The organism is Pseudomonas corrugata (assembly GCF_001269905.1).
GTDB classification, from domain to species: domain Bacteria; phylum Pseudomonadota; class Gammaproteobacteria; order Pseudomonadales; family Pseudomonadaceae; genus Aquipseudomonas; species Aquipseudomonas corrugata.
The window spans coordinates 225245-249409 of record NZ_LHVK01000006.1 but is presented as its reverse complement, the minus strand read 5'-3'; the positions used below and the strand labels follow the sequence as shown (position 1 = coordinate 249409).

The window sequence follows — 24165 nt, the reverse complement described above, 5'->3', positions numbered from 1 at the left end:
CGGGTAAAACGCGCTGCGAGGAACATCTCATGCACATATTGCTGACCGGCGGTACTGGTTTGATCGGACGTCAGCTCTGCCGCCTCTGGTCGGAGCAGGGACATCGTTTGACGGTATGGAGCCGCCGAGCCGAAGAGGTGGCCAAAATCTGCGGCGCGCAAGTGCGGGGAATCGCCAAGCTCGATGAGATCGACGAGCCGGTGGACGCGGTGGTCAACCTCGCGGGCGCGCCGATTGCCGATCGGCCCTGGACCCATAAGCGCAAGATGTTGTTGTGGAGCAGTCGCGTCACCCTGACCGAAGTTTTGCTGGCGTGGATGGAGCGCTGCGAACAGAAACCCGCCGTGTTGATTTCAGGTTCTGCGGTGGGCTGGTACGGCGACGGCGGCGAACGGGAATTGACCGAGGAGTCGGGGCCGGTCAGCGAGGATTTCGCCAGCCAACTGTGCATCGCCTGGGAAGAAACCGCGCAACGGGCCGAGGCCATGGGCATACGCGTGGTGCTGATCCGCACCGGCCTGGTGCTGTCCGCCGAGGGCGGCTTTTTGTCGCGGCTGCTATTGCCCTTCAAACTGGCGCTGGGCGGGCGTATCGGTAACGGGCGGCAATGGATGCCATGGATCCACATCGACGATCAAATCGCGCTTATTGATTTTCTTCTGCACCGCGATGGCGCCAGCGGTCCCTATAATGCCTGTGCGCCGAACCCGGTGCGTAACCGCGATTTCGCCAAGGCCTTGGGGCACGTGTTGAATCGGCCCGCCGTGATGCCGATGCCGGAGCTGGTATTGAAAGTCGCACTGGGAGAATTGTCGTCGCTGCTGCTGGGCGGCCAGCGCGCCACGCCGGCACGGTTGCAGGCGGCGGGTTTCACTTTCCGATTCACGGATTTGCCTGCGGCACTGGACGATTTGTCCGGCCGCTTTTGAAATAGGACGTTGCATGACCGATCACGCGTTGCTTCTGGTGAATCTGGGTTCGCCTGCCTCCACTTCGGTGGCCGATGTACGCCGCTACCTCAATCAATTTCTGATGGACCCGTACGTCATCGACCTGCCCTGGGCGGTGCGACGTTTACTGGTGTCGCTGATTCTGATCAAGCGCCCCGAGCAATCGGCCCGTGCCTATGCCTCGATCTGGTGGGAGGAAGGTTCGCCGCTGGTGGTGCTCAGCCGCCGGCTGCAGCAGGCGATGGCTGCCCAGTGGACCCAAGGTCCGGTGGAATTGGCGATGCGTTACGGCGAGCCGTCCATTGAGTCGGCTCTGGTGCGCCTGGCGAATCAGGGGCACAAGAAGATCACGCTGGCGCCGTTGTATCCGCAGTTCGCTGACAGCACCATCACCACTGTGGTCGAAGAGGCCAAGCGGGTCGTGCGGGAAAAGAATCTCGACGTGCAGTTCTCGATTCTCCAGCCGTTCTACGATCAGCCGGAATACCTTGACGCTCTGGTTGCCAGTGCCAAGCCCTATCTGATGCAGAATTACGATCACCTGCTGCTGAGCTTCCATGGCTTGCCGGAACGGCACCTGACCAAGCTGGACCCGACAGGGTTCCATTGCTTCAAGGACGCCGACTGTTGCAAGAATGCGCCGCCGGAGGTCATTGCGACGTGCTACCGCGCCCAGTGCATTCGCACGGCCGAGCTGTTCGCCCGGCAGATGGGGCTCAAGGACGGTCAATGGTCGGTATCGTTCCAGTCCCGACTCGGCCGGGCCAAATGGATCGAGCCCTACACCGAAGCGCGCCTGGAGGAATTGGCCAAAAGCGGGGTCAAGAAGGTAATGGTGATGTGCCCGGCATTCGTGGCCGACTGCATCGAGACCCTGGAGGAGATCGGTGATCGCGGGCAAGAGCAGTTCCGCGAGGCCGGTGGAGAGGAGTTGGTGTTGGTGCCATGTCTCAATGATCAGCCGCAATGGGCCGAGGCGTTGAGCACGTTGTGCGAACGGGCGCCGATCGCGTTGTAACATTCACGGGCCCTATCGCGAGCAGGCTCGCTCCCACATGGGGTGGGTTGTGTACACAGATTTTGTGACCAACCGAGATCCAGTGTGGGAGCGAGCCTGCTCGCGATGGGGCCATGTCAGGCAACATCTCAGAGCAGCGGTTCATCCGCCTTCTTCTGCTTCCAACCATCGTTACCTGGCAGCAGCAGGTTCAGCCCGATCGCCACCACGGCGCACAGCGCAATGCCTTTGAGGCCGAAGTCATCCGGGCCGGTGCCGGTACCCACCAGCACGCCACCGATGCCGAACACCAGCGTCACCGAAACGATCACCAGGTTGCGCGCTTCGCCCAGGTCGATCTTGTGACGGATCAGGGTGTTCATGCCCACCGCCGCAATCGAACCGAACAACAGGCACAGAATCCCGCCCATGACCGGTACCGGAATGCTTTGCAGCAGCGCGCCGAACTTGCCGATGAAGGCCAGGGCGATGGCGAAGATCGCCGCCCAGGTCATGATTTTCGGGTTGTAGTTCTTGGTCAGCATCACCGCGCCGGTGACTTCGGCGTAGGTGGTATTGGGCGGACCGCCAAACAGACCGGCTGCGGTGGTGGCAATGCCGTCACCAAGCAGGGTCCGATGCAGGCCGGGCTTTTTCAGATAGTCGCGACCGGTCACGCTGCCCACGGCAATCACCCCGCCGATGTGCTCGATGGCCGGCGCCAGGGCCACCGGTACGATGAACAGGATCGCCTGCCAGTTGAACGCGGGGGCGGTGAAGGCCGGCAGGGCGAACCACGGTGCGGCAGCGATCTTGGCGGTGTCCACCACGCCGAAGAAAAACGCCATGGCAAAGCCCACCAGCACGCCGGAAATGATCGGCACCAGACGGAAGATACCTTTGCCGAACACCGCGACGATCAGCGTGGTGAGCAGGGCCGGCATCGAGATCATCATCGCGGTCTGGTAGTGAATCAGTTCAGTACCGTCGCCGGCCTTGCCCATCGCCATGTTCGCGGCAATCGGCGCCATCGCCAGGCCGATGGAGATGATCACCGGGCCGATGACCACTGGCGGCAGCATGCGGTCGATGAAGCCGGTGCCCTTGATCTTCACGGCCAGGCCCAGGAAGGTATAGACGAAACCGGCCGCCATCACGCCGCCCATGGTCGCCGCGAGGCCAAACTGGCCCTTGGCGAGAATGATCGGGGTGATGAAGGCAAAGCTCGACGCCAGGAACACCGGCACCTGCCGCCCGGTGACGATCTGGAACAGGATCGTTCCCAGACCTGCGGTAAACAGCGCGACGTTCGGGTCCAGCCCGGTGATCAGCGGCATCAGCACCAGGGCGCCGAAGGCGACGAACAGCATCTGTGCGCCGGACAGTACCTGGCGCCAGAGCGGATCGTTGAACTCGTCCTGCATGCTCAGGCGTCCTTCTGCTTGGTGCCGAAGATCTTGTCGCCGGCATCGCCCAGGCCCGGGATGATGTAGCCATGCTCGTTGAGTTTCTGGTCGATGGAGGCGGTATAGATGGTCACGTCCGGGTGAGCGTCCTGTACGACCTTGATGCCTTCGGGGGCGGCGACCAGGACCATGGCGCGGATATCGCGGCAACCGGCCTTTTTCAGCAGGTCGATGGTGGCGACCATGGAACCGCCGGTGGCGAGCATCGGGTCGATGATCATGGCCAGGCGTTCGTCGATTTCCGGTACCAGTTTTTCCAGGTAGGTGTGGGCCTGCAGTGTTTCTTCATTGCGAGCCACGCCCACGGCGCTGACCTTGGCACCCGGGATCAGGCTCAGCACGCCTTCGAGCATGCCGATGCCGGCGCGCAGGATCGGCACTACGGTGATCTTCTTGCCGGCGATTTTCTCCACCTGGACCGCACCGGCCCAGCCGTCGATCTCGTAGGATTCCAGCGGCAGGTCCTTGGTGGCTTCGTAAGTGAGCAGCGCACCGACTTCCTGGGCGAGCTCGCGGAAGTTCTTCGTGCTGATATCGGCGCGACGCATCAGGCCGAGTTTGTGTCTGATCAGCGGATGGCGGATCTCGAGGATGGGCATGGGGAAGACTCCGGCGGCGGGCAAAAAAACCGGGCTAGATTAATCTATCCCGAAGGCTTGTCCTATAGACAATACAGAACGTTAGTCCACAAACCCTTGATCTGGCCGGGCGGGATGCGTACCTTTGCCCGCTTTTCCGACCTGCCACCCCTGGAGAGCGCCATGTCCGCTGATCTCGAACACATCCGTAAAATCATGGCGGAGGCTGACTGCCTGTACACCGAAGCCGAAGTCGAAGCGGCCATTGCCCGGGTCGGTGCGCAAATCAACGACCAACTGGCCGATTCCAACCCGGTGGTGTTCTGTGTCATGAACGGCGGGCTGATCTTCTCCGGCAAGCTGCTGACCTACCTGAACTTCCCGCTGGAGGCCTCTTACCTGCATGCCACCCGTTATCGCAACGAAACCAGCGGCGGTGACCTGTTCTGGAAAGCCAAGCCGGAAGTCTCGTTCATCGACCGCGACGTGCTGATCATCGACGACATTCTCGACGAGGGACATACGCTGGGTGCGATCATCGACTTCTGCCGGCATGCCGGCGCCCGCGCGGTGCACACCGCCGTGCTGATCGATAAGGAACACGACCGCAAGGCCCGTCCCGATCTGAAAGCCGATTTCGTCGGCCTGCCCTGTATCGACCGTTACATCTTCGGTTATGGCATGGACTACAAAGGTTACTGGCGCAACGCCAACGGTATTTTCGCCGTCAAGGGCATGTGATCGATGACTCGGCCGGGGTTCCTGGATCAAACATTGTTCGATGAGCTGGCCGAGAAAGCCGCGGCCAGCCCTCGTGGGCGGCAGCACCACAACTTCCATCAGATGGACGAACCCTGCCACCGCATGGCGGTGGGGTTGCAACCTTCCACGTACATCCCGCCCCATCGCCACCTCAGTGCCGACAAGGCAGAAACCTTGCTGGTGCTCAGGGGGCGTCTGGGTGTGTTGATCTTTGATGACGCCGGTACGGTGACGGACAAGCGCATTCTACAGGCCGGAGGCGATTGCCTCGGCGTCGACCTGCCAGCGGGCGTGTATCACGGCTTGGTGGTGCTGGAAGCCGACAGCCTGATGTTCGAGTGCAAGGCCGGCCCCTACCGGCCCGTGGGCGAAGGCGAGCTGGCCCACTGGGCTCCCCGGGAAGGCGAGCCGGGCGTGGTTGAATACCACGCCTGGATGCGCGCGCAGTTCGACTGACGCACCGCCCCCCTGTGGCAAGGGGGGTTATCCCCGCGGGAGCGCAGGGCTTTTGTGGGAGCAAAGCTTGCTCGCGAAACAGGCGCCTCGGTTTCGAAGGCAGACCGCGTCAGCTTCATCGCGGGCAAGCCTTGCTCCCACAAGCCGCCAGCCAATGCTCACTCTTGATCCGTGCCTGCTCCAGAGTCTGCACATACGCCAGTTGGCGCTGTTCGCGATGGATGCCGGCGCGGCGTAGCTTCAGGCGCACTCGCGGGGTGGTCGCTACCAGGATCAGGCCGATATCGTGCTTGCGGTAGTCCTTCAGAATATTTTCAAATGCCGCCAGTGCGGTCATATCGAGCATCGGCACGGCGCTCATTTCCACCACCACGACGCGGACCCCCGGATCAAACCTGCGCAGCACATCCAGGGCCTTTTCTGCCGCACCGAAGAACAGTGGGCCGCGAATTTCGTAGCAACGCACATGTTCGGGCATGTCCTGTAAGGCTTGATGAAAGTGCCGCGGCAGCTCGGCGCTGTCGGTCAGCTCGCTCATGCGCTTGATGAACAGCCCGGCCGCCAGCAGCAGGCCGACAGAAACGGCCAGAACCATGTCGAACAGCACCGTCAGGCCGAGACAGGTCAGCAACACCAGTACATCGCTGCGCGGGGCGATGCGCAAGGTGTGCAGCGTATGCCCGGCTTCGCTCATGTTCCAGGCGACCATCACCAGTAGCGCCGCCAGTGCGGCCATCGGCAAATAGCTGAACAGCGGCGCCAACAGCACAATCGCCACCAGCACCACCAGGCTGTGGATGATCGAGGCCAGGGGCGAAAACGCGCCGCTGCGCACATTGGTGGCGCTGCGGGCAATCGCGGCGGTGGCGGTGATGCCGCCGAACAGTGGTGCCACCAGGTTACCCAGGCCCTGGCCCATCAGTTCGGCGTTGGGATCGTGTTTGCTGCCGGTCATGCCGTCTGCCACCACGGCGCATAACAGCGACTCGATGGCACCGAGCATGGCGATGGCGAAGGCGGGGCCCAGCAACTGGCGGATCAGGTCATAGGACAGCACCAATGGACGACCCTGGCCGTCAGGAAGATTCCAGGGCCAGTCGAAGCTCGGCAGGAACGGTGGAATCCCGGGGTGGCTGATGCCATCGACGACATAATTGAAGCGTTCACCCAGCGTCGCCACCGGCCACCCACCGCGTTCCAGCGCCAGCCCCAGCAGCGCCCCGACCAGCAGGGCGACCAGATGGCCTGGCACCCGCGGTACCCAGCGCGGCCAGACGATCAGGACGGTCAGGCACACTGCACCGATGAGACTGTCACCGAGGTGGGCACTGGGTAGGGCCACGATCAGCTCGCCCAGTTGTTCGATGTAGTGCCGGGCCTGACCGGCAGTCGTCAGGCCCAGCAGATCCTTCAACTGCAAGGTGGCGATGACCACGCCGATGCCGGCGGTGAAGCCGAGGATGACGGGGTAGGGGATGTACTGGATCAGCCGTCCGGCACGCATCAGTCCCAGGGCGATCAGAATCAGCCCGGCCAGCATCGTGCACAACAGCAGGCCGCCTGTCCCGTATTGTTGGGTGATGGGCAGCAGGATCACCACGAATGCCGCTGTCGGCCCGCTCACGTTGAAACGCGAGCCGCCGGTCAGGGCGATCAACGGAGCGGCCACGAGCACTGTGTACAAGCCGTGTTGCGGAGGGACGCCGACAGCGATTGCCAGGGCCATGGCCAGGGGGATGGCGATGATCCCGACCGTCAGCCCGGCCACCAGGTCGCCCCGCAGGCGTTCAAGGGTATAACCGGCCCGCCAGCTTTGGCGCCAGGCGGCGAATAGAGGTGGGGTGGAGAAGGACATGGGCACTCCTCAAAAATGAACGGGTAATGCCGAAATCCCGGCAGTACTCCCTGTGGTGAGGGAAATTATCCCCTCACCACAGGGAGTACTGTGTAATGTCAGGCTGATGGCTCTTGGAGTATGCCGTGCTCTTGGCGCGGATGTATTGACCCAGATCGTTTATTTTTGCGGGCCATGCTCATGCTAGAGTGCCGGGCCAAGACTCCGGAGCCTGTCATGACTGTATCGATCCGTCGCCGTGCTGCCTTGCTTCTGATTTCCAGTCTGCCGCTGGTGGCCGTTGCCACGCCGATGCACAGCCAGTTCCTGCCGCCCGATGACCTGGCGGTACGCCAGGAACAGCCTGAGCAGCAGCAATTGTTGCAAGTCACCGAGTACTCGGTGGTACTGGGTAATCAGCGTCAGTCCAACCAGCAACCGATACCGGTGACTTCGCCGTTGCTGGTGCGCCTCAAGGGCAAGCCGTTGAACAAGGGCGCCACCCTCAATCAGGTGATCCTCAGCTTCGATGGCGAAAGCAAGAGCTTGAAGAAACCGGTCTTCGACGAGACCAGCAAGACCCTGACCCTGTCTTATCCACAAACGCATTATCAGGCGGTCATCGATCTGCTGCGCAACGACACCGTGTATGTACAGTTCCTCAGCTACGCCAACGGCCATGTCTGGGCTGACCTACATACTGGAGCGGTACGTCCGCGTTGAGCGTCGGGGCCTGCCAGGGGTAAACTGCCCGCCCCGTGAATTGTGCGAGTTGGAGCCGGCAATGCGTAAAGACAAAAAACAAGTGATTGGTGACGAGATTGGCGATGAGCAGATCAAGCTGTTCCTCAATTTCGAACCGGTCGATGCCACCTCGCCGTCGTTGCACAAACTCATCAAGGGCTACCGTGGCCTGCGGGTCGATGATTTCGAGCGTTTCCTGACCTTCTTCGTCGAAGCTGGCTATGATCTCAATGGCAAGGATGAGCATGGTAACGATTTCGTTGCGTTGATCCAGGATCAGCGTAATGCCGAGGAATACATCGAGTTGTTCAACAAAGCGCGCGGTTGAGCCTGGAACGGGTTAACGTCTTTCGAGGCGTTTGATCGTTTCTCTTGGTTGTTCACATAGTCTTTTAAGAAGTGTCCGAAAGGTTATGTCACCATTCGGACTGTTCTGTTTCAGTTTGATTTCCATTACTTTTGCGTTGAAGCCGAATGGTTTCAATTCAATCGTTTTAATGGAGCTGTATTCATCATGGAAGATAAAAGCAAATGGATCGCCGGGGCGATGTTGGCCTTGCTCGGTTGCCTGGCAAGTTCGGTTTCCAATGCGTTCGATGAGATCGTCAATGTGGAAATATTCAATGCAACGTCGGCAATGATTGTTCCAGGTAGCGACTTCACCTGGACCCAGGACCCGGCCAATGCAGGTCACAGCTTTTCGGTAAGTCCCGGCGCAAGTCAGGAGCTGACCTATTACCTGCCACAATCGCGCGCCGAGCGTGAGTCTTTTACCTATACGCAAGGTCGTCGCAAGTGCCATTTCAGTTTCGGGCACATCGCTAAGGCTCCGGTGAGAGATGAGCAGACAATGCCTTATCGTCGTTGGGTCGATGCACAGCCCAAAGATGTCTGTGTCGCAGAGTTGTTTGAAGTTGATGATGACGACGATTACGTTCGTCACGGCGGAACACGCATCAGGTTCAGCATGAAATAAGCGCGGAAAATAAAAAGCCTCCATCATCGGAGGCTTTTTATTTATAACGAGACAGTGTCAGGCGTAACTTTGAGCCTTGCTGTCTTCAACCAGTTCCAGCGCGATGTTGTTCTGCGCGTTGATCTTGCGATACAGGGCCGCGTCGGTTTCCAGCACTTTTTCCCTGGCCGGGAAAATTTCCGCGAGCTTGGCAGCCCACGCTCCCTTGGCCTTGTCCGGGAAGCAGCGCTCGATCAGGTCCAGCATGATCGAAACGGTCACCGAAGCACCTGGCGATGCGCCAAGCAGGGCGGCAAGGGTGCCGTCCCTGGCTGCCACCAGCTCGGTGCCGAACTGCAGGACGCCACCTTTTTTCGGGTCTTTCTTGATGATCTGCACCCGTTGGCCGGCCACTTCCAGGCGCCAGTCCTCGGCTTTCGCCTCGGGGTAGAAGCGCCGCAGGGACTCCAGGCGCTGCTCCATGGATTGCATCACTTCGCTGATCAGGTACTTGGTCAGGTCCATGTTGTCGCGGGCCACAGCCAGCATCGGGCCGATGTTGCCGGCGCGGACCGACAGCGGCAGGTCCATGATCGAACCGTGTTTGAGAAACTTGGTGGTGAAGCCGGCGTATGGCCCGAACAGCAGGGATTTCTTGCCATCGACCACGCGGGTATCCAGGTGCGGCACTGACATGGGCGGCGAGCCCACCGCAGCCTGGCTGTAGACCTTGGCCTGGTGGTGCTTGACCACTTCCGGGTTGTCGCAACGCAGCCATTGACCGCTGACCGGGAAGCCACCGAAGCCCTTGCTTTCCTCGATGCCCGAGGCTTGCAGCAGCGGCAATGCCGCGCCACCGGCACCCAGGAATACGAATTTGGCATCGACGTCGCGGCTGCTGCCGGAGTTGACGTCCTTGATACTCACGGTCCAGCCGCTGCCGTTGCGCTTGAGGCCGGTGACGCGCTTGCAATATTTGACCTGGGTATCGGGGGCGCTGGTCAAGTGCTTGAGCAGTTGGTTGGTCAGGGCTCCGAAGTTGACGTCGGTACCATTCATGACGCGGGTGGCGGCAACGACTTCATCGGCCGGACGGCCCGGCATCATCAGCGGCATCCACTCGGCCATCTTGCCTTTGTCTTCGGTGTATTCCATGTCGGCGAAGGCATGATGCTGGCTCAGCAGTTCGAAGCGCTTCTTCAGGAAGGACACGCCTTTTTCGCCCTGCACAAAGCTCAGGTGCGGCACCGGGGCGATAAAGGATTTGGAGGAGCCGAACGTGCCTTTCCTGGTCAGGTACGTCCAGAACTGCTTCGACACCTCGAACTGAGTGTTGATGTGCACGGCTTTCTTGATGTCGACACTGCCATCGGCCGCCTGCGGCGTGTAGTTCAGCTCACACAGACCGGCGTGGCCGGTACCGGCGTTGTTCCAGGGGTTGGAACTCTCCGCGGCACCGGAATCCATCAGCTCGACGACTTCCAGCGAAATCGCGGGGTCGAGCTCCTTGAGCAGCACGGCCAGGGTGGCACTCATGATGCCGGCCCCTACCAGAACTACATCGACTGCTTCGTTATGCGCCATTTAACGCGTCTCCAAAATCTGCAGCACCAAATTGTCGGCATAGCGGCCAGGAGTGACGGGGCAGGTCGGTTGTGCCCCAGGTACCCATGGCCAGGATCGCCATGTCCGAATCTTCGCAATTTTTTGCAACTGCTACGGATGCATGCCGCCTGGCCTCAAGAGTCACATGAACTCATTTCAGCGCCGGGCAGGCAATTCGACTTATGGCCGAGACATCCGTTCGTGCAACCAAATCCGTAGTGGACAGGCTTCAGGCGCCGGTTCTTGAGCGATATCCGGTCCTGTGTCGTTGGGCTGTTTCAGACGCCAATGGTGCTTGTTCAGACGCAAAACTTTTCATTTGCTCGCCACACTCTTGTGAAGTTGTGAAAACCCGTTTTTTCACGCTCTTTTGAAGACGTGAACCTCAAAAAAGGGCTGTCCCAGCCAGGCACCGTGTCCGGATTGCTTGCCCCATGCAGTACATGACAGGCAAAACGGTCAGACAGCTCAGTGACCGAGCGTAATGACAGCTCCGCAGATTCGCGAAAAGTGGTGATTGGCCCGGAAACAGCAGGCGCGCCAGCTTCACTCGATCTGTGTGGGCGGCTCTCTGTGGGCGATGCGGGGTGCCGAAACTGGCGTATCAGCGGTGTTGCGAGGCCCGATCAGGAGACGTCCTTATAATCGGGGGGAGATTGTAACGAAGAAACGCAGGAAAATGGTCGTGTTTAATGACTTTTATTAGCCATTCGGTCAGATGGCCAACAACTGGCGACTGCGCGCGCGACTACGAAGCGGCTGTACCCGGGCGCTCGCGGGTAAAGGCTGATTCAGCCAGTTGAGGCGGATTTCCTCGATTTCCACCCAGCCTTCACCCATGGGTTGCAGGCTGCATTGCTTGAACGCCTGGCAGCGGCCGTTGCGATCCAGCAGGGCAAAGCTGCGATGCTGTGGGCGTGGGGTGAACAAAGAGATAAGAAGACGCATGGCCGGATTTCCGTGTCGGGGAGCTTGTGGACAGCCTGACAGCTAGCCATGACATGCCGGTGTAAGGACCGTGACAAAGGGGTGACAGGAACCGGCATTGGCGGCACATGTCAGAAATTTCAGTATTCATTCGGCTGGTTCGCCGCGATGGCGCACCGCTATACTGCGGGTCTGTCAGTGCCCGATTCTGGAGAGAAGAGCATGTTGCAACGCCTGTTGTTCGGTTTGATCGCTGTGACCAGTCTGACCCTTGTCGGCTGCGCCCACAGCCCGCAACAACTTAACCCGGAACCCAGGCTCAACGCCCAGCTGGCGCCTGTGGGGCATGGCCAGCCGGTGGTGGTACGGGTGGTGGACGGTCGACCGTCGCCGACGCTCGGTACCCGCGGCGGGCTGTATCCGGAAACCAGCGTGATCACGGTACAGGGCGCGCAGATCCTGCCCAAGCTGCAAGCCCAGGCTGAAGCCGCAGTGCGTTTGCTGGGCTTCACCCCTACCGCGAACGCTATGAATGCACCACAACTGACCGTAACCCTGGCCGAACTCAAGTATCAATCGCCCAAGGAAGGCATGTACGTGACCGAAGCCACCATTGGTGCGACTTTCCGTTCTGATGTGCAGAACGCCAATCGCCGTTACAGCGGTCGTTATGGGTCTTCGCTGGACCAGCGTTTCGGCATGGCGCCCAACCAGGACACCAACACCAAGCTGGTCAGCGATGTGTTGAGCGACGCCCTGACCCGACTGTTCAAGGACCCGACCATTGGTCAGGTGCTGGCTGAGTAAGATCCGGGGCGGACCCCCACCTGAGGGAGCGAGCAGGCTCGCTCCCTCAGGTTTTTTCGCGACTTTTCTAGGCAGCCTGTGAATACAGTTCCAGCATACTGATGCCCGTCAGCAGGTCAGTCTCCGGCAGGTCGGCATGTTGATGACCGCCGAGGACGCAATACACCAGCCAATGCGGGTCCTGTACGTTGAAGGACAGGCTGCCGACGAGGTTCTGCTGTTCGTCGCTGGGCGTGATGAGGTATAGGCGATCCTGGTTTTCGGCGTGGAGCATGACGGGGTCCGTGCAGGTTTGGAGGGCGACAGGGTGGCTTATCCAGATGACGAAACCGTGACGGTGAACGTGAGTCCGTAGCTCAGCCCCGCAGCAACGAAGCTCTGTGGGAGCAAGGCTTGCCCGCGATGAAGCTGACGCGGTTTACCAAGGATCGAGGCGCCTTCATCGCGGGCAAGCCTTGCTCCCACAGGTCGGAAAAAACAGGGCAGGGCGGTGGGCTTTCGGTAGAATTCGCGCCTTGCTCGCAGGTCCCGGGCGTGTCCCGTTTCGTTTCCCCTTGAGGTTTGTGATGTCGTTGCATCTGCTTTCGTTGTTCGCTCTCCACCCGGCCAAACTGATCAACCTGTTCGCCTTGTTGTTTGCCTGCCCTGGCGGTTGGGTGTTGCATGCGACGCGCCGCCGTGAACAACGGGCGCGAGCGAACCTGCAAGCAGGCAATCGCAATAGTGAAGAACGCTTCGAAGCGCTGCTGGATCTGGCGACCCAGCGCATGAACCGGTTTTTCTACCGGTTCGGTTTTGGCTGCCTGGCGCTGGCGTTGCTGGTGTCGTGGATCAGCACGCAGGTCGGTTGAGATGACCTGACCTGTAGCAAAGTTGCTCCTGTGGCGAGGGGATAAATCCCCTCGCCACAGGGCCCTGCGTCGTCTTACAACCCCAACCCCGCCTTGACCCGATACTGATTACGCACCGGCGTTGCATATTGCAGCACCAGGAATGGGCGGTGTTCCGCCGGGCACGCATCCAGCCGGCGTTGCCACTCTTCCTGGGCCTTGGCCATTTCATCGGCACCGAATACCTCGGCCGCCTTCGGCACCTGCAACTGCGGATCGGCGTCGGCCCATTGGGCGTAAGCCAGGTAATGCACCGGGAACAGGCGATAACCGCCGAGAATCTGCCGATCCATCTCCTGGGCCAACTGCTTGGTGTCCTCGAACAGCTCGGTGATCGGCGCAGCAAAGTTCACATGCACCCGGCCCTTGTAGCCGGTGATGCCCTTGGCAATGCTCACATCATCTTCGCCCGGTGCCTTGGTATAGGTGCCGGTGGTGGCGCGGATGTACAGTTCGCGAGCCTTGGCCTGGTCGCACGGGTCGTATTCGTAGCTGATCGACACCGGGGTGAGGTTCAGCGACTGGATGACCTCGCCGAATGGCTCGTCCTTGCGGCTCATATGGAACATCTTGAGGATGGCCGATTCGGTACGGTCGTCGCCGTCCTTGGCCCGCCCTTCGGCCTGGGCGATCCAGATCGAGGCGCAGTCGTTGCGGATCGAGTGGTTGATATACGCTGACAGCAACTGGTAGGCCGCCATCTTCTCCCGTCGCCCGGTGATGGAGCGGTGCACGATGAAGCTCTTGTTCAGGCGCATCAAGTCGCTGACAAAAGGTTTCTGCAGCAGGTTGTCGCCAATGGCGATGCGCGGGGTCGGCAGGCCGGCGTGATACACCGCATAGTTGACGAAGGCCGGGTCCATCACGATGTCTCGGTGGTTGGCGATGAACAGGTAGGCACTGCCGGACTTGAACTGCTCCACCCCTGTGTAGGTCACGCCGTCTGTGGCGCGCTCGATGGTGTGGTCGACGTAGAACTCCACTTTATCCTGCAAAGTGGCGACCGATGTCACGCTGGCGAACTCACGGCGCAATCTTTGCGCTATAAGAGGTTTGAGTATCCAGCCGAAGGCGCCGGCCAGGCGCGGGAAGCGGAAGTGGGTGAGGATATCTAGAAACGCCTTGTCGCCGAGCAGCCGGGCCAGCACTGCTGGGACTTCGCTGTCGTCGTAAGGTCGGATGGCATCGAATTCGCCCATCATGCTCTCTTGTTGGAAACGGCTAGGGTAAGTTAAAGGTTCGATCGAAAAAACGACGGGGCACGGCCTGGAAGATAAGCCAGACGAAAATAGCCCTGCAAATAGACCGGCGATTATACGCACAAGTCACCTGGGAGACCGCGATGCTGGAAACCGCTCTTTATGATTGTCCGTATTGTGGGGAAGAGGTTGAGACGACCGTGGATCTGTCCGGCGGGGATCAGGTCTATATCGAGGATTGTCAGGTGTGTTGTCGACCGATCAACTTTAACTTGCAGGTGCATGGCGAGGATTGGTTTCTCGAGGTCTCTAGCGAAAACGATTGATGGGGGCGCCATGCAAAGAATCTACGAGCTTGAAAACCTGATGGAGGGCGAGCTGCTGCAAGGCATGCTCGCCAGCGAGGGCATCACGGCGTATCTGGTGGGGCGTGACCTGGTGGGTGGAGCGGGCGAGTTGCCGATGCAGGGCCTGCTGGGGCTGACGGTGGACGACGAGCAGGCGCAATACGCCCGGGAACTGATCGTCGCGTACAATGCGGCGATGCCAGTGCCCGGCGATGAGCCGGAGAGCTATCCCGGCACGTTGGTCTGTTAGGCTGGCGGCCGTTCGATCAAGAGTCGTGTTACCCCATGTGTGGACGTTATGCCCTGTTTCGCTGGAACCCCGCTTTCGCGGCCTTGCCCGGCTTTCCTGCCGACCAGAAGGCCCAATGGAATATTTCGCCCAACGATTCGGTATTGATGCTGCGGGCCGGTGCCGAGGGGCAGCGCGAGTTGGCCCGTGCGCGCTGGGGCCTGACGCCCGCATGGCTGACTGATCTGTCCCGTACCCCGGCTCACGCCAGGGCTGAAACCGTGGCCGAGCAGCCGATGTTCCGTGAAGCCTTGCGCCTGCGTCGCTGCCTGTTGCCGGCCAACGGTTTTTACGAGTGGCGCGGCGGCACGCGCAAGCGCCCCTACTGGCTGACGCCGGGCGAGGGCTCGTCGTTGTGCTTTGCCGCGATCTGGGAAGCGTATCCAGTGCAGGAGCAGGTATGGCTGAGCACGGCGGTCATCACCCAGCCGGCGGCGGGGCAGCGCAGGCCGTTGATCCTGGACGAAGAGGGTCAACGCCTGTGGCTCGATCCCGAAACGCCCCTGTATGCCTTGCAAGGGTTGCTGGCAAGTGAACCGGCGCAACTGCGTGAGCGGGTGCTGGCCAACATGGTCAACGACCCGAAACTCAACGGACCGGAATGCCTGACCCCGGCTTGAGGCCTGTGGCGCCTTTACTGCCGCTATCGCGAGCAGGCTCGCCCACAGGGGTTCTCCGTTAAACCCTGAACTGATTGATCAGCCGCCGCTGCTGCTCTGCCAGTTTGGTCAAGCCAGCACTGGCCGCGCTGGACTCATCCGCGCCGCCCGCCACTTCGTTCGCCACTTGCCCGATGTTGATGACGTTGCGGTTGATGTCATCGGCCACGGCGCTTTGTTCCTCGGCGGCGCTGGCGATCTGGGTGTTCATGTCGTTGATCACCGACACCGCCTGGGTGATGGTTTCCAGGGCCTGGGCCGCTTTTGCCGCATGTTGCACGCTTTCATCGGTGCGGTGCTGGCTGTCTTCCATCACCCGTACCACGTCCCGGGTACCCTGCTGCAATTGCTGGATCATCGACTGGATTTCTTCCGTGGCCTGCTGGGTTTTCTGCGCCAGGTTGCGCACTTCGTCAGCCACCACGGCGAATCCGCGGCCCTGTTCACCGGCCCGGGCGGCTTCGATGGCGGCGTTGAGCGCCAGCAGATTGGTCTGTTCGGCGATGCCACGAATAGCGGTGAGAATTGCGTTGATGTTCTCGCTGTCCTTGGCCAGGGTCTGTACCACGCCCACTGCCTTGCCGATTTCAACGGCCAGGGCGCCGATGGACGTGGATGTATCCCGTACGATCTGCATGCCCTGGCTGGCTGCCTGGTCGGCGTGACTGGCGGCTTGGGCGGCCTGGGTTGCGTTGCGGGCCACATCCTGAGCCGTAGCGGTCATCTCGTGTACGGCGGTGGCGACCTGGTCGATTTCCGACATCTGCTTGTGCACGCCCTGGTTGGTGCGGATCGCGATGTCGGCGGTGTGCTCCGATGAGTCGCTGACGCTCTGCACCGAGGTCACCACCTGGGTGATCATCCCCTGCAGCTTGCTCAGGAACGTGTTGAAGCCCCTGGCAATCGCCCCCAACTCGTCGGCGCGATCGCTCACCAGGCGACGGGTCAGGTCACCTTCACCCTGGGCGATATCATCGAGCATTGCCACCATTTGCTTGAGTGGCCGGGCAATGCCATGGCCCACCAGCCAGATCACCAGCAAGCCGATACCGGCAATCGCCAGGCCCACCATCGCCATGCCGAAAATGTCGGACTGGCGCCGGTCGTTCAGATCTTTCTGCAGCGCTTGCAGGTCGGCCATCACCGCATTCAGCGGCAATTGCAGCATCAGCGTCCAGCGGGCGTTGGTCTCGCCAATGCCGAACGGCATATACACTTCGATGTGCCCGTGCTCTTCATCGATGTCATAACGCACCTCGCCCATACCGAGCTTGCCCAGGTTGTCCAGCTCACTGGCGTCGAGCAGGTCGCTGGCTTTTTCTCCAAGTTTGCCCGGATCCTTCGTGAACGCTACGAACCGGTTGTTGCTGGAGAGCAACGCCAGCTCCCCGGCGCCGTTGTACAGCTTGGCATCGGCGGCCACGAGCATGTCCTGGATGAAGTTCACCGACAGATCCGCGCCGGCGATGCCCTGGAATTTGCCATCGATGAGAATCGGCTCGATGAACGAGGCGAGCATGGTCATGGTGTCGCCGACGCGGTAGGGCGCCGGGTCGATGACGCAGGCTTTCCTGCTGTCTTGGGAGCACAGGTAGTACTCGCTGGCGCGGATACCGGTGGACAGCAACTTCTGATCAGTCACGTCGGCAAGTTTTTCCAGGCCCAGGGTGCCGTCCTGATTGCGGAACCACCACGGCAGGAAACGCCCGTTGGTTTCCATGCCCACGACGGGGCTGTTGACGTAGTTGGCGTCATCGTGGTCGATGGCGTTCGGTTCCCAGGCGATGTAGGCGCCAAGGACTTTGGGATTGCGCACGACGGTTTCGCGCAGCAGGCTGATCATCTGCTCGCGAGCAATCTTCAACTGCGGGTTGCCGTCCGTGCCCTTCATGCCCATCAGCGCGTTCGTGGTGGCAAGCCCCTTGGCGAGCTGCAATGGGGCTTCCAGTTCCCGTTGGATCAGGCTGGCCTGGGTTCGGGCCAGGGCACTGAGGCGTTGTTCAATGAGTTGTTCAAACTGCGCCTTGGTCCGTTGTTGCACCATGTCCTGGGTGCGGGCCCCGGCGAACAATGCGTACAGGACCAGGGCCCCGACCACGCTGAGCACGATGGCCCCGGCCAGGGCGGCCACGGAAAACTGGATCGACTTGAATTTCATAAAGGCTCCGGACGCGGGAATGACGTCTGAAGCTTGTATCGGCGTTCATAGGGCCTGGCATGAGGTGTTGTTCGTCGGGTGACTGTTTTTGAATCGTGAATGTCGCTAATGGAGTGGAGGTGGGGGCTGTCCGAAATAGCTGTAATCCATCGTTGTATATCTGGCGCCGATACAAATCACCGCATAGGATACGACCACGTTTCCAGGGAGCTTTAATATGCACAAGACGTTGATGGCAAGTGTCCTCGGCACGAGCCTGTTGCTTGCCGGTTGCCAATCGGTTAATACCACCAGCGGCGGCGCTGTGGGCGTTGAACGCAAACAGTACATGTTCAGCATGTTGTCGACCGATGAGGTCAACCAGATGTACGCCCAGTCCTATCAGAAGACCGTAGGCGAGGCGAACACCCAGGGTGTGCTGGACAAGACCAGCAAAGAAGCCAGGCGCGTCCAGGCCATTGCCGACCGACTGATTGCCCAGGCCCCGGTGTTCCGCCCGGACTCGGCGCAGTGGAAGTGGGAAGTGAACCTGATCAAGAGCGACGAGCTCAATGCCAACTGCGGTCCCGGCGGCAAGATCATTTTCTACACCGGGCTGATCGACTCGCTGAAGCTGACCGACGATGAAATTGCTGCGGTCATGGGCCATGAAATCGCCCACGCCCTGCGTGAGCATGGTCGTGAAGCAATGTCCAAGGCCTACGGCATCGAGATGGCCAAGCAGGGCGCTGGTGCCTTGTTCGGCCTGAGCCAGGACAGCCTGGCGCTGGCCGATACCGTGGCCAACTACGGCATGACCTTGCCCAACAGCCGTGCCAACGAAAACGAAGCCGACCTGATCGGCCTCGAACTGGCCGCTCGCGCCGGCTACAACCCGAACGCCGCCATCACCTTGTGGAACAAGATGAGCAAGGCCTCGGAAGGCGCACCACCGGAGTTCATGAGCACTCACCCTGCGTCCAGCAGCCGGATCGCTTCGTTGCAGGCGGCGATTCCAAAGGTGATGCCGCTTTACCAGAAGGCCAAGAAGTAACCTTTCTTATGCGGTGAGGCCACTGGCCTCATCGCGAGCAGGCTCGCTCCCACAAGGGATTTGCAGTGACCACATTTTTTGTGGACACCGGCGCCCAATGTGGGAGCGAGCCTGCTCGCGATGAATGATCACACGGTTTAAACCCAGCCACTGCTTTGCATTGCCTTGTACACCGCCACAATCGCCAGGATGAAGAATGCCGAGGCGGCCAGGCGGCGGATCAGGGTGAGCGGCAGCTTATCGGCGGCGAAATTGCCGGCCAGTACCACCGGCACGTTGGCAATCAGCATGCCCACGGTGGTACCGATGATCACCAGCCACAATTGCGGGTACTGCGCGGCGAGCATCACGGTGGCGATCTGGGTCTTGTCGCCGATTTCCGCCAGGAAAAACGCGATCAGCGTGGTCAGGAAGGGGCCGAACTTGCGCGCGGTGCTCGCTTCTTCGTCGTCCAGTTTGTCGGGAACCAGCGTCCACAGCGCGGTGGCGGCGAAGCTCGCTGCCAGGATCCAGTGCAACACCGCATTCGAGAAAATACTGCCCACCCAGGCCCCCACGGCTCCGGCTGCCGCATGGTTGGCCAGGGTCGCGGCGACAATGCCGGCGATGATCGGCCAGGGTTTGCGAAAACGAGCCGCCAGGACGAGCGCAAGCAATTGGGTCTTGTCGCCGATTTCGGCCAGCGCAACGATGGTGGTGGGTACGAGGAAAGAGTCCAGCATCAGGTGATTCCTAGAGGGGCGGGTCAACACGGCTATGACACGTACAGCCTCCCCGCCCCGGGTAAGGTGTGCGTGTCATAGGTCTTGTCAAACCCTGCGACCGGTTCCGGACGCTTGGGCCGCATACGCCATGGTCTGCTGACCAAGTATGTTGACGTATGCCGGGCGAGCAGGGTGCTCGCGGGAGACTACTCCCCTAGGACGCTGCGGATTCTGCCTAGGCAAATCCGATTGGGCAAGTGCTGTGTCTTAAAAAGCTTTCAACCGCGCTTGGCCCGGTAGATGCGAAAGCCCTGGCCCTCGGCCTTGATGGTGCACACGCCCAGATGTTCTTCGATCAGCGGCTGGTATTTGAGGAAACTGTTCGCAACCAAGCGCAATTCCCCACCGTTTTTCAGATGTTTGGCCGCTTTTCGCAGCAGGTTTTCCGTCGCGTAGTAATCGGTGTGGACGCCAACATGGAACGGCGGATTGCTCAGAATCGCGTTCAGGCCCATCGGCGCGGCATCGATACCGTCACCGGTCAGCACCTCAGCTTCCAGGCCGTTGGCAGCCAAGGTCAGGCGACTGCTGGCGGCGGCGAAAGCGTCCACATCCAGCAAGGTGACGGTGTTGTGCGGATAACGACGCTTGACGGCTGCCCCGAGCACACCGGCACCGCATCCGAAGTCCAGCAGGTGGCCGCTGGGCAATTTATCCAGGTGTTCGAGCAGCAGCGCACTGCCGCGATCCAGGCGACCGTGGCTGAACACCCCCGGCAGGCTGATGACCTTCAGCGGACCTTCCTCCAGGGGCAGCTCGTAAGTCTGGGCCAGGCTTTCCAGGGGCTTGGCCTCTGGAGCGTTGGCGACGGTGACCTGCCACAGCTGGCAATGCCGCGCGCTGTCGAGCTTGCGCGGTTTGCCGAACGGGTTGAGCTGCTTGGAAGCCCCTTCGATGCCGCTGCGCTTTTCCCCCACCAGATACACTTCACGACCGCCCAGGCGCGAGGCCACGGCATTGAGGATGTAGTCCGTCAGGTCCTTGGCCTTGGGCAGGAACACCACCGCACTGTCGAACCCACGGGAAGGGGCGTCTACGCCAAAGTGGCTGCGCTCGGGGAAGCGGGCGTCCAGTGCGGCCTGATCGCCTGCATGCCAGCACCAGCCATGGGCGTCGGGCAAGCGGCCGAGCAGGTCGTCGGCGGGCAGGCCGGCCAGCAGGACCGACCCCTGGAATAGTTCGGGCTGACGAAGCAGTACTTCACTGCGCGGATCCATGGTCTGCTCCTTGAAAAAAAGTGCGGCAGTTTATCAACTGACGACCCGTCGCGCTGTACCCCTGAAAAAGCCTTGGGCGTTTTCAGTCAGTTGGCCAACGATCCGTTGCCGCGCCTCGCGACTGCCCCAGGCGTTGTGAGGCGTGATGATCAGGCGGGGAATATCGCTGGCCAGCAGCGGATTGCCCTGGGTTGGCGGCTCCACGCTCAGCACGTCGGTGGCCGCGCCGCCCAGGTGACCGTTGCGCAGGGCGTCAGCCAGGGCCTGTTCATCGATCAGGCCACCACGGGCGGTGTTGATCACGAAAGCGCCGGGCTTGAGCGTCGCCAGTTCCCGCGCGCCGATGAAGTGGCGGGTATGTTCATTGAGTGGGCAGTGCAGAGTCAGGGCATCGACTTGCGACAACAGCTGATCCAGCGGCAAGCGGTCAGGACGGGCAGGACGTCCGGGGATCTGGCCCAACAGCACGCGCATGCCGAAGGCTTCCGCCAGCCGCCCGACGGCACTGCCCAGTTCGCCGTGGCCCAGCAGGCCCAGGGTCTTGCCTTGCAGTTCGACGATGGGATAGTCCAGCAGGCAGAATTGTGAGGCCTCTTGCCAACGCCCGTCGCCCACCGCCTTCTGATAATCGGCCAGTCGCGTCGCCAGGTTCAGCAACAGCATGATCGTGTGCTGGGCGACCGATGGCGTACCGTAGCCCTGGCAGTTACACACTGTAATACCGTGATGGCGAGCGGCCGTGAGGTCAACATTGTTGGTACCGGTGGCGCTGATCAGGATCAGCTTCAATTCGGGGCTGGCGGCCATGGCGGCGGCATCGATCACGACCTTGTTGGTGATCGCCACGGTGGCGCCCTTGAGTCGTTCGATCACCTGGTCCGGTGTAGTGCGCGCAAACAAGTGCAGCGTGCTGAAGCAGTTGCGCAGCGCCTCCAGGTCCAGGTCGCCAAGATCCAGGGACGGGTGGTCGAGAAAGACGGCGCGGACGGTGTTCGTCATCAACTGTACCTTTTGTGTCAGAAGCCGAAGGCGTAAGGTGGCGAGCCTATCAGATGAATTGCAGCCTTGTGGCGAGGGGATAAATTCCCTCGCCACAAGTTCGGGATTGAATTAGAAGGAGCCGCCATGTATCTCACCGAATTCCTCACTGTTGCTCTCATCCACCTGCTGGCGGTTGCCAGCCCCGGGCCGGATTTTGCCGTGGTGGTACGCGAAAGCGTGACCCATGGCCGCCGCGCCGGGACCTGGACGGCGCTGGGCGTCGGCACGGCGATTTTTCTGCACGTAGGCTATTCGTTGTTGGGCATCGGCCTGATCGTGTCGCAATCCATCGTGCTGTTCAACGCGCTGAAATGGGCCGCCGCGGCGTACCTTCTGTACATCGGCTTCAAGGCGCTGCGGGCGCAACCGGCCAAGCCGAGCGAGGAGAATCTGCACAAGGAAGTGGGCGAACGGACCGCCCGCGGCGCATTCACCTCGGGCTTCGTCACCAATGGCCTGAACCCCAAGGCGACGCTTTTCTTCCTGTCGCTGTTCACTGTCGTGATCAATCCTCATACGCCGCTGGCGATCCAGGCCGGTTACGGTGTGTACCTGGCGGTCGCAACGGCCGCCTGGTTCTGCATGGTGGCCATGCTGTTCAGCCAGCAGCGGGTGCGCGCCGGATTCGCCCGCATGGGCCACTGGTTCGATCGGACCATGGGTGCGGTACTGGTTGCCATCGGTGTAAAGCTGGCGTTTACCGAAGCGCATTGACTGTCAACGTCCCTGATCGTTACGCCTGAAAGGGTAACGATCAGGGACGTTGACGGGCATAGTCCAGGAAGGCCTCGATGTTATCGCTGCACAGCAATGCTGACACCGACTTGACCTCCTCCACCGGCCATTCCCACCAAGCCGATTCCAACAGCGCCCGTCGTACCGGCTCTTCGAAGCGCCAGCGAATGAACCGGCACGGGTTGCCGCCGACAACGGCGTAAGGCTCGACATCGCGAGTGACTACCGCTCCGGCGGCGACCACCGCCCCGTGGCCGATAGTCACGCCGGATAGAATCATGGCCTCGGCACAGATCCAGCAATCGCTGCCTATCACCACATCGCCCTTGGTTGGGTTGCTGCCGGGAATATGCCTGGCCTCGTCGATCATCAATGGGAACGGGAACGTGCTGACCCAGTCCATGCGATGCCCACCGCCCAGCAGGATCTTCACGCCTTGGGCAATAGACGTGTAGGACCCGACCTTGAGCACCGTGTCGTCGCCAAATTCGGTCACTTCGGGAATGCCGTAGGTGCCCACTCCGATCTGGTATTTCGGATAGCGCAGACGGATCTTTTCGGGAGACCTTTCGAGCTTTTCCAAACGTTTGAGGTGCTTGCGGACCTTGCGCTCCTTGAGCTTCTGCAAAAATTTCATGGTCGGGACCTTGTCGTGAAGCGTGGCCGGAGCAGCCTCTTGAACCGCTTGAAACTGGTTTTGTTCAGGTGACGCCACGGAATACTGCGCAGCAATTGCCAGGCCTCCTTCCGATCTTCGATCACCGCGTACTTCAACGCCTTGTGCACCAGCACCGTGCGGGCCGACTCGTAGGCCGGATAGTCTCGATAGGGTTCGATGGCTTGCAGGTCCGCCTTGAGCATCAGTCGGTACTTTCTCGACAGGTTATTGGGGTGGCGTCGATACCGCGTAACACAGATGGGAAGCTCATGGATTTCGTAACCCTGATGAGCGATCCGCAGGGTGATCTGGAAATCCTGGACCCGCAGCTGCGGATCATAGAATCCGGCGTCACGCAGTGCGCTCATTCGATACAGCGCAGTCGGCGCGCCGATGACGGCGGCTTCGCGCAGGATGTCATCGAAGGTATGTACCTGGACATGCTCGCGCTGTTGTTCCTTGATGACGTGTCCTTCGCTGTCCATGTAGATGATGAGGGCGCCGACGCAACCCACGTTCGGATGCTGGTCGAGATAATGGGCCCTGACCCGGATCGAGTGGGGCAGCATCACGTCGTCAAGATCGGGGGTTGAGACGTAGGTGCCCTTGGCATGCAGCAACCCATGATTGAGCGCCGCGCTGACACCCCGATTCGCCTGGGAGTGCAGCTGGAAGTCGTAGGTTTGCTGCAACTGCCGGAGCAGGGCGAGGCTGTTGTCGGTGGAGCCGTCGTCGACCACGATCACTTCGACGTTTGGGTAATCCTGGGCAAAGAGGCTATGCATCGCTTCTTCCAGGTATTGCTCGGCGTTGTAGCAAGGGGCCACGATCGACACCAGTGGCGGTGTCGACAGTTCAGGGGCTTGCTGGGGAGGCAGTTCAGTATTCATTGTGATTCGCAACGAAAAGGGTGGCATCTGGACGGCCCTGCCAGGTTCATCCGCCACCGTTGTTTGTAACAGGACTGACACCTATGCTCGCCTTTGGATCCAGTCCTGGCAAGGCTTGGCATGTCATGGCTGTAAATCCACCCGGAGTGGCTCAAGGCTATTATTGGTGCGCTGAATAAATCATTCCTTTGGCTGATTTGAACC

Annotated in this window: 27 protein-coding genes, 1 pseudogene and 1 riboswitch; of the genes and pseudogenes, 14 read left to right on the top strand and 14 right to left on the bottom strand. The window is 60.7% G+C overall.

Features of this window, described 5'->3' with window-relative positions:
* The first annotated feature begins 29 nt into the window (after nucleotides 1-29).
* Both AD665_RS09275 and hemH read left to right on the top strand, forming a co-directional pair.
* Complete coding sequence (locus AD665_RS09275; protein ID WP_053191822.1) at nucleotides 30-929, top strand: TIGR01777 family oxidoreductase; 900 nt, start codon at nucleotides 30-32, stop codon at nucleotides 927-929.
* A gap of 13 nt (nucleotides 930-942) precedes the next feature.
* The gene (gene hemH, locus AD665_RS09270) at nucleotides 943-1968 is read left to right on the top strand and encodes a ferrochelatase (RefSeq protein WP_053191820.1); all 1026 of its coding nucleotides are present in this window, start codon (nucleotides 943-945) and stop codon (nucleotides 1966-1968) included.
* A 128-nt stretch (nucleotides 1969-2096) separates the two neighbouring features.
* Here the strand turns inward: hemH and AD665_RS09265 are convergent, their stop codons facing one another.
* Both AD665_RS09265 and upp read right to left on the bottom strand, forming a co-directional pair.
* A complete protein-coding gene (locus AD665_RS09265) occupies nucleotides 2097-3371 on the bottom strand; it encodes a uracil-xanthine permease family protein (protein ID WP_053191818.1) in 1275 nt (424 codons plus the stop codon).
* 2 nt (nucleotides 3372-3373) lie between these two features.
* Nucleotides 3374-4012: a uracil phosphoribosyltransferase gene (gene upp / locus AD665_RS09260; RefSeq protein WP_024778135.1), complete on the bottom strand. Its 639-nt coding sequence runs from the start codon at nucleotides 4010-4012 to the stop codon at nucleotides 3374-3376.
* A 162-nt stretch (nucleotides 4013-4174) separates the two neighbouring features.
* On the opposite strand from upp, the gene AD665_RS09255 reads away from it, so the two are divergent.
* On the top strand, nucleotides 4175-4732 hold the full coding sequence (locus AD665_RS09255; protein WP_024778134.1) for a hypoxanthine-guanine phosphoribosyltransferase: 558 nt from the start codon (nucleotides 4175-4177) through the stop codon (nucleotides 4730-4732).
* A gap of 3 nt (nucleotides 4733-4735) precedes the next feature.
* Nucleotides 4736-5209 carry a WbuC family cupin fold metalloprotein gene (locus tag AD665_RS09250; RefSeq protein WP_024778133.1) on the top strand — a complete coding sequence of 158 codons (474 nt, stop codon included), beginning with the start codon at nucleotides 4736-4738 and terminating at the stop codon, nucleotides 5207-5209.
* Nucleotides 5210-5324: 115 nt separating this feature from the next.
* Here the strand turns inward: AD665_RS09250 and dauA are convergent, their stop codons facing one another.
* A complete protein-coding gene (dauA, locus tag AD665_RS09245) occupies nucleotides 5325-7064 on the bottom strand; it encodes a C4-dicarboxylic acid transporter DauA (protein WP_053191816.1) in 1740 nt (579 codons plus the stop codon).
* Between the two features lie 216 nt (nucleotides 7065-7280).
* On the opposite strand from dauA, the gene AD665_RS09240 reads away from it, so the two are divergent.
* The 3 genes from AD665_RS09240 to AD665_RS09230 all read left to right on the top strand — a co-directional run bounded on the left by AD665_RS09240 (nucleotide 7281) and on the right by AD665_RS09230 (nucleotide 8763).
* Nucleotides 7281-7766 (top strand): hypothetical protein, encoded by a 486-nt coding sequence (locus AD665_RS09240; protein WP_024778131.1) that lies wholly within the window; start codon nucleotides 7281-7283, stop codon nucleotides 7764-7766.
* 61 nt (nucleotides 7767-7827) lie between these two features.
* Nucleotides 7828-8115 (top strand): PA4642 family protein, encoded by a 288-nt coding sequence (locus AD665_RS09235; RefSeq protein ID WP_024778130.1) that lies wholly within the window; start codon nucleotides 7828-7830, stop codon nucleotides 8113-8115.
* Nucleotides 8116-8301: 186 nt separating this feature from the next.
* The gene (locus AD665_RS09230) at nucleotides 8302-8763 is read left to right on the top strand and encodes a hypothetical protein (protein WP_053191814.1); all 462 of its coding nucleotides are present in this window, start codon (nucleotides 8302-8304) and stop codon (nucleotides 8761-8763) included.
* Nucleotides 8764-8820: 57 nt separating this feature from the next.
* On the opposite strand, the gene mqo is transcribed toward AD665_RS09230, so the two are convergent.
* The gene (gene mqo, locus AD665_RS09225; protein ID WP_053191812.1) at nucleotides 8821-10326 is read right to left on the bottom strand and encodes a malate dehydrogenase (quinone); all 1506 of its coding nucleotides are present in this window, start codon (nucleotides 10324-10326) and stop codon (nucleotides 8821-8823) included.
* Between the two features lie 735 nt (nucleotides 10327-11061).
* Nucleotides 11062-11295, bottom strand: a complete 234-nt coding sequence (locus tag AD665_RS09220; protein WP_053191810.1) for a hypothetical protein — start codon at nucleotides 11293-11295, stop codon at nucleotides 11062-11064.
* Between the two features lie 201 nt (nucleotides 11296-11496).
* On the opposite strand from AD665_RS09220, the gene AD665_RS09215 reads away from it, so the two are divergent.
* Entirely contained in the window at nucleotides 11497-12081 is a 585-nt protein-coding gene (locus tag AD665_RS09215) for a YajG family lipoprotein (RefSeq protein WP_024778126.1), read from the top strand.
* A 67-nt stretch (nucleotides 12082-12148) separates the two neighbouring features.
* Here AD665_RS09215 and AD665_RS09210 read toward each other — a convergent pair whose 3' ends face one another.
* Nucleotides 12149-12355 carry a hypothetical protein gene (locus AD665_RS09210; protein ID WP_024778125.1) on the bottom strand — a complete coding sequence of 69 codons (207 nt, stop codon included), beginning with the start codon at nucleotides 12353-12355 and terminating at the stop codon, nucleotides 12149-12151.
* Nucleotides 12356-12647: 292 nt separating this feature from the next.
* Here AD665_RS09210 and AD665_RS09205 point away from each other — a divergent pair, with 292 nt between their 5' ends.
* Nucleotides 12648-12932: a hypothetical protein gene (locus tag AD665_RS09205; RefSeq protein ID WP_024778124.1), complete on the top strand. Its 285-nt coding sequence runs from the start codon at nucleotides 12648-12650 to the stop codon at nucleotides 12930-12932.
* 74 nt (nucleotides 12933-13006) lie between these two features.
* Here the strand turns inward: AD665_RS09205 and AD665_RS09200 are convergent, their stop codons facing one another.
* On the bottom strand, nucleotides 13007-14173 hold the full coding sequence (locus tag AD665_RS09200; protein WP_053191808.1) for a 1-acyl-sn-glycerol-3-phosphate acyltransferase: 1167 nt from the start codon (nucleotides 14171-14173) through the stop codon (nucleotides 13007-13009).
* Nucleotides 14174-14313: 140 nt separating this feature from the next.
* On the opposite strand from AD665_RS09200, the gene AD665_RS09195 reads away from it, so the two are divergent.
* From AD665_RS09195 to AD665_RS09185, 3 genes are read left to right on the top strand one after another with little or no spacing between them, the layout of a single operon-like run.
* Nucleotides 14314-14496 carry a CPXCG motif-containing cysteine-rich protein gene (locus AD665_RS09195; RefSeq protein ID WP_033034358.1) on the top strand — a complete coding sequence of 61 codons (183 nt, stop codon included), beginning with the start codon at nucleotides 14314-14316 and terminating at the stop codon, nucleotides 14494-14496.
* A gap of 10 nt (nucleotides 14497-14506) precedes the next feature.
* Complete coding sequence (locus AD665_RS09190) at nucleotides 14507-14767, top strand: putative signal transducing protein (RefSeq protein ID WP_024778121.1); 261 nt, start codon at nucleotides 14507-14509, stop codon at nucleotides 14765-14767.
* Between the two features lie 35 nt (nucleotides 14768-14802).
* Entirely contained in the window at nucleotides 14803-15426 is a 624-nt protein-coding gene (locus tag AD665_RS09185) for an SOS response-associated peptidase (protein ID WP_024778120.1), read from the top strand.
* A gap of 58 nt (nucleotides 15427-15484) precedes the next feature.
* On the opposite strand, the gene AD665_RS28120 is transcribed toward AD665_RS09185, so the two are convergent.
* Together AD665_RS28120 and AD665_RS28115 are read right to left on the bottom strand one after the other, a co-directional pair.
* Nucleotides 15485-16228: a methyl-accepting chemotaxis protein gene (locus AD665_RS28120; protein WP_392397197.1), complete on the bottom strand. Its 744-nt coding sequence runs from the start codon at nucleotides 16226-16228 to the stop codon at nucleotides 15485-15487.
* A gap of 114 nt (nucleotides 16229-16342) precedes the next feature.
* Nucleotides 16343-16537, bottom strand: a pseudogene (locus tag AD665_RS28115) (HAMP domain-containing protein); the annotation flags it as partial.
* A gap of 1303 nt (nucleotides 16538-17840) precedes the next feature.
* Between AD665_RS28115 and AD665_RS09175 the strand changes: the two are divergent.
* Nucleotides 17841-18656, top strand: a complete 816-nt coding sequence (locus tag AD665_RS09175; RefSeq protein ID WP_053191804.1) for a M48 family metallopeptidase — start codon at nucleotides 17841-17843, stop codon at nucleotides 18654-18656.
* 137 nt (nucleotides 18657-18793) lie between these two features.
* On the opposite strand, the gene AD665_RS09170 is transcribed toward AD665_RS09175, so the two are convergent.
* The 3 genes from AD665_RS09170 to AD665_RS09160 all read right to left on the bottom strand — a co-directional run bounded on the left by AD665_RS09170 (nucleotide 18794) and on the right by AD665_RS09160 (nucleotide 21636).
* Entirely contained in the window at nucleotides 18794-19378 is a 585-nt protein-coding gene (locus AD665_RS09170) for a TMEM165/GDT1 family protein (RefSeq protein ID WP_024778117.1), read from the bottom strand.
* Between the two features lie 89 nt (nucleotides 19379-19467).
* Nucleotides 19468-19588, bottom strand: a riboswitch (yybP-ykoY riboswitch).
* Nucleotides 19589-19638: 50 nt separating this feature from the next.
* Nucleotides 19639-20637 carry a methyltransferase gene (locus tag AD665_RS09165; RefSeq protein WP_024778116.1) on the bottom strand — a complete coding sequence of 333 codons (999 nt, stop codon included), beginning with the start codon at nucleotides 20635-20637 and terminating at the stop codon, nucleotides 19639-19641.
* A 33-nt stretch (nucleotides 20638-20670) separates the two neighbouring features.
* A complete protein-coding gene (locus AD665_RS09160; RefSeq protein WP_024778115.1) occupies nucleotides 20671-21636 on the bottom strand; it encodes a 2-hydroxyacid dehydrogenase in 966 nt (321 codons plus the stop codon).
* Between the two features lie 126 nt (nucleotides 21637-21762).
* Here AD665_RS09160 and AD665_RS09155 point away from each other — a divergent pair, with 126 nt between their 5' ends.
* The gene (locus AD665_RS09155; protein WP_024778114.1) at nucleotides 21763-22392 is read left to right on the top strand and encodes a LysE family translocator; all 630 of its coding nucleotides are present in this window, start codon (nucleotides 21763-21765) and stop codon (nucleotides 22390-22392) included.
* Between the two features lie 40 nt (nucleotides 22393-22432).
* Here AD665_RS09155 and AD665_RS09150 read toward each other — a convergent pair whose 3' ends face one another.
* Together AD665_RS09150 and AD665_RS09145 are read right to left on the bottom strand one after the other, a co-directional pair.
* Nucleotides 22433-23050 carry a CatB-related O-acetyltransferase gene (locus AD665_RS09150; RefSeq protein WP_024778113.1) on the bottom strand — a complete coding sequence of 206 codons (618 nt, stop codon included), beginning with the start codon at nucleotides 23048-23050 and terminating at the stop codon, nucleotides 22433-22435.
* Nucleotides 23047-23961, bottom strand: a complete 915-nt coding sequence (locus AD665_RS09145) for a glycosyltransferase family 2 protein (RefSeq protein WP_033034356.1) — start codon at nucleotides 23959-23961, stop codon at nucleotides 23047-23049. The genes AD665_RS09150 and AD665_RS09145 overlap by 4 nt, the downstream gene beginning before the upstream one ends.
* Nucleotides 23962-24165 lie beyond the last annotated feature (204 nt).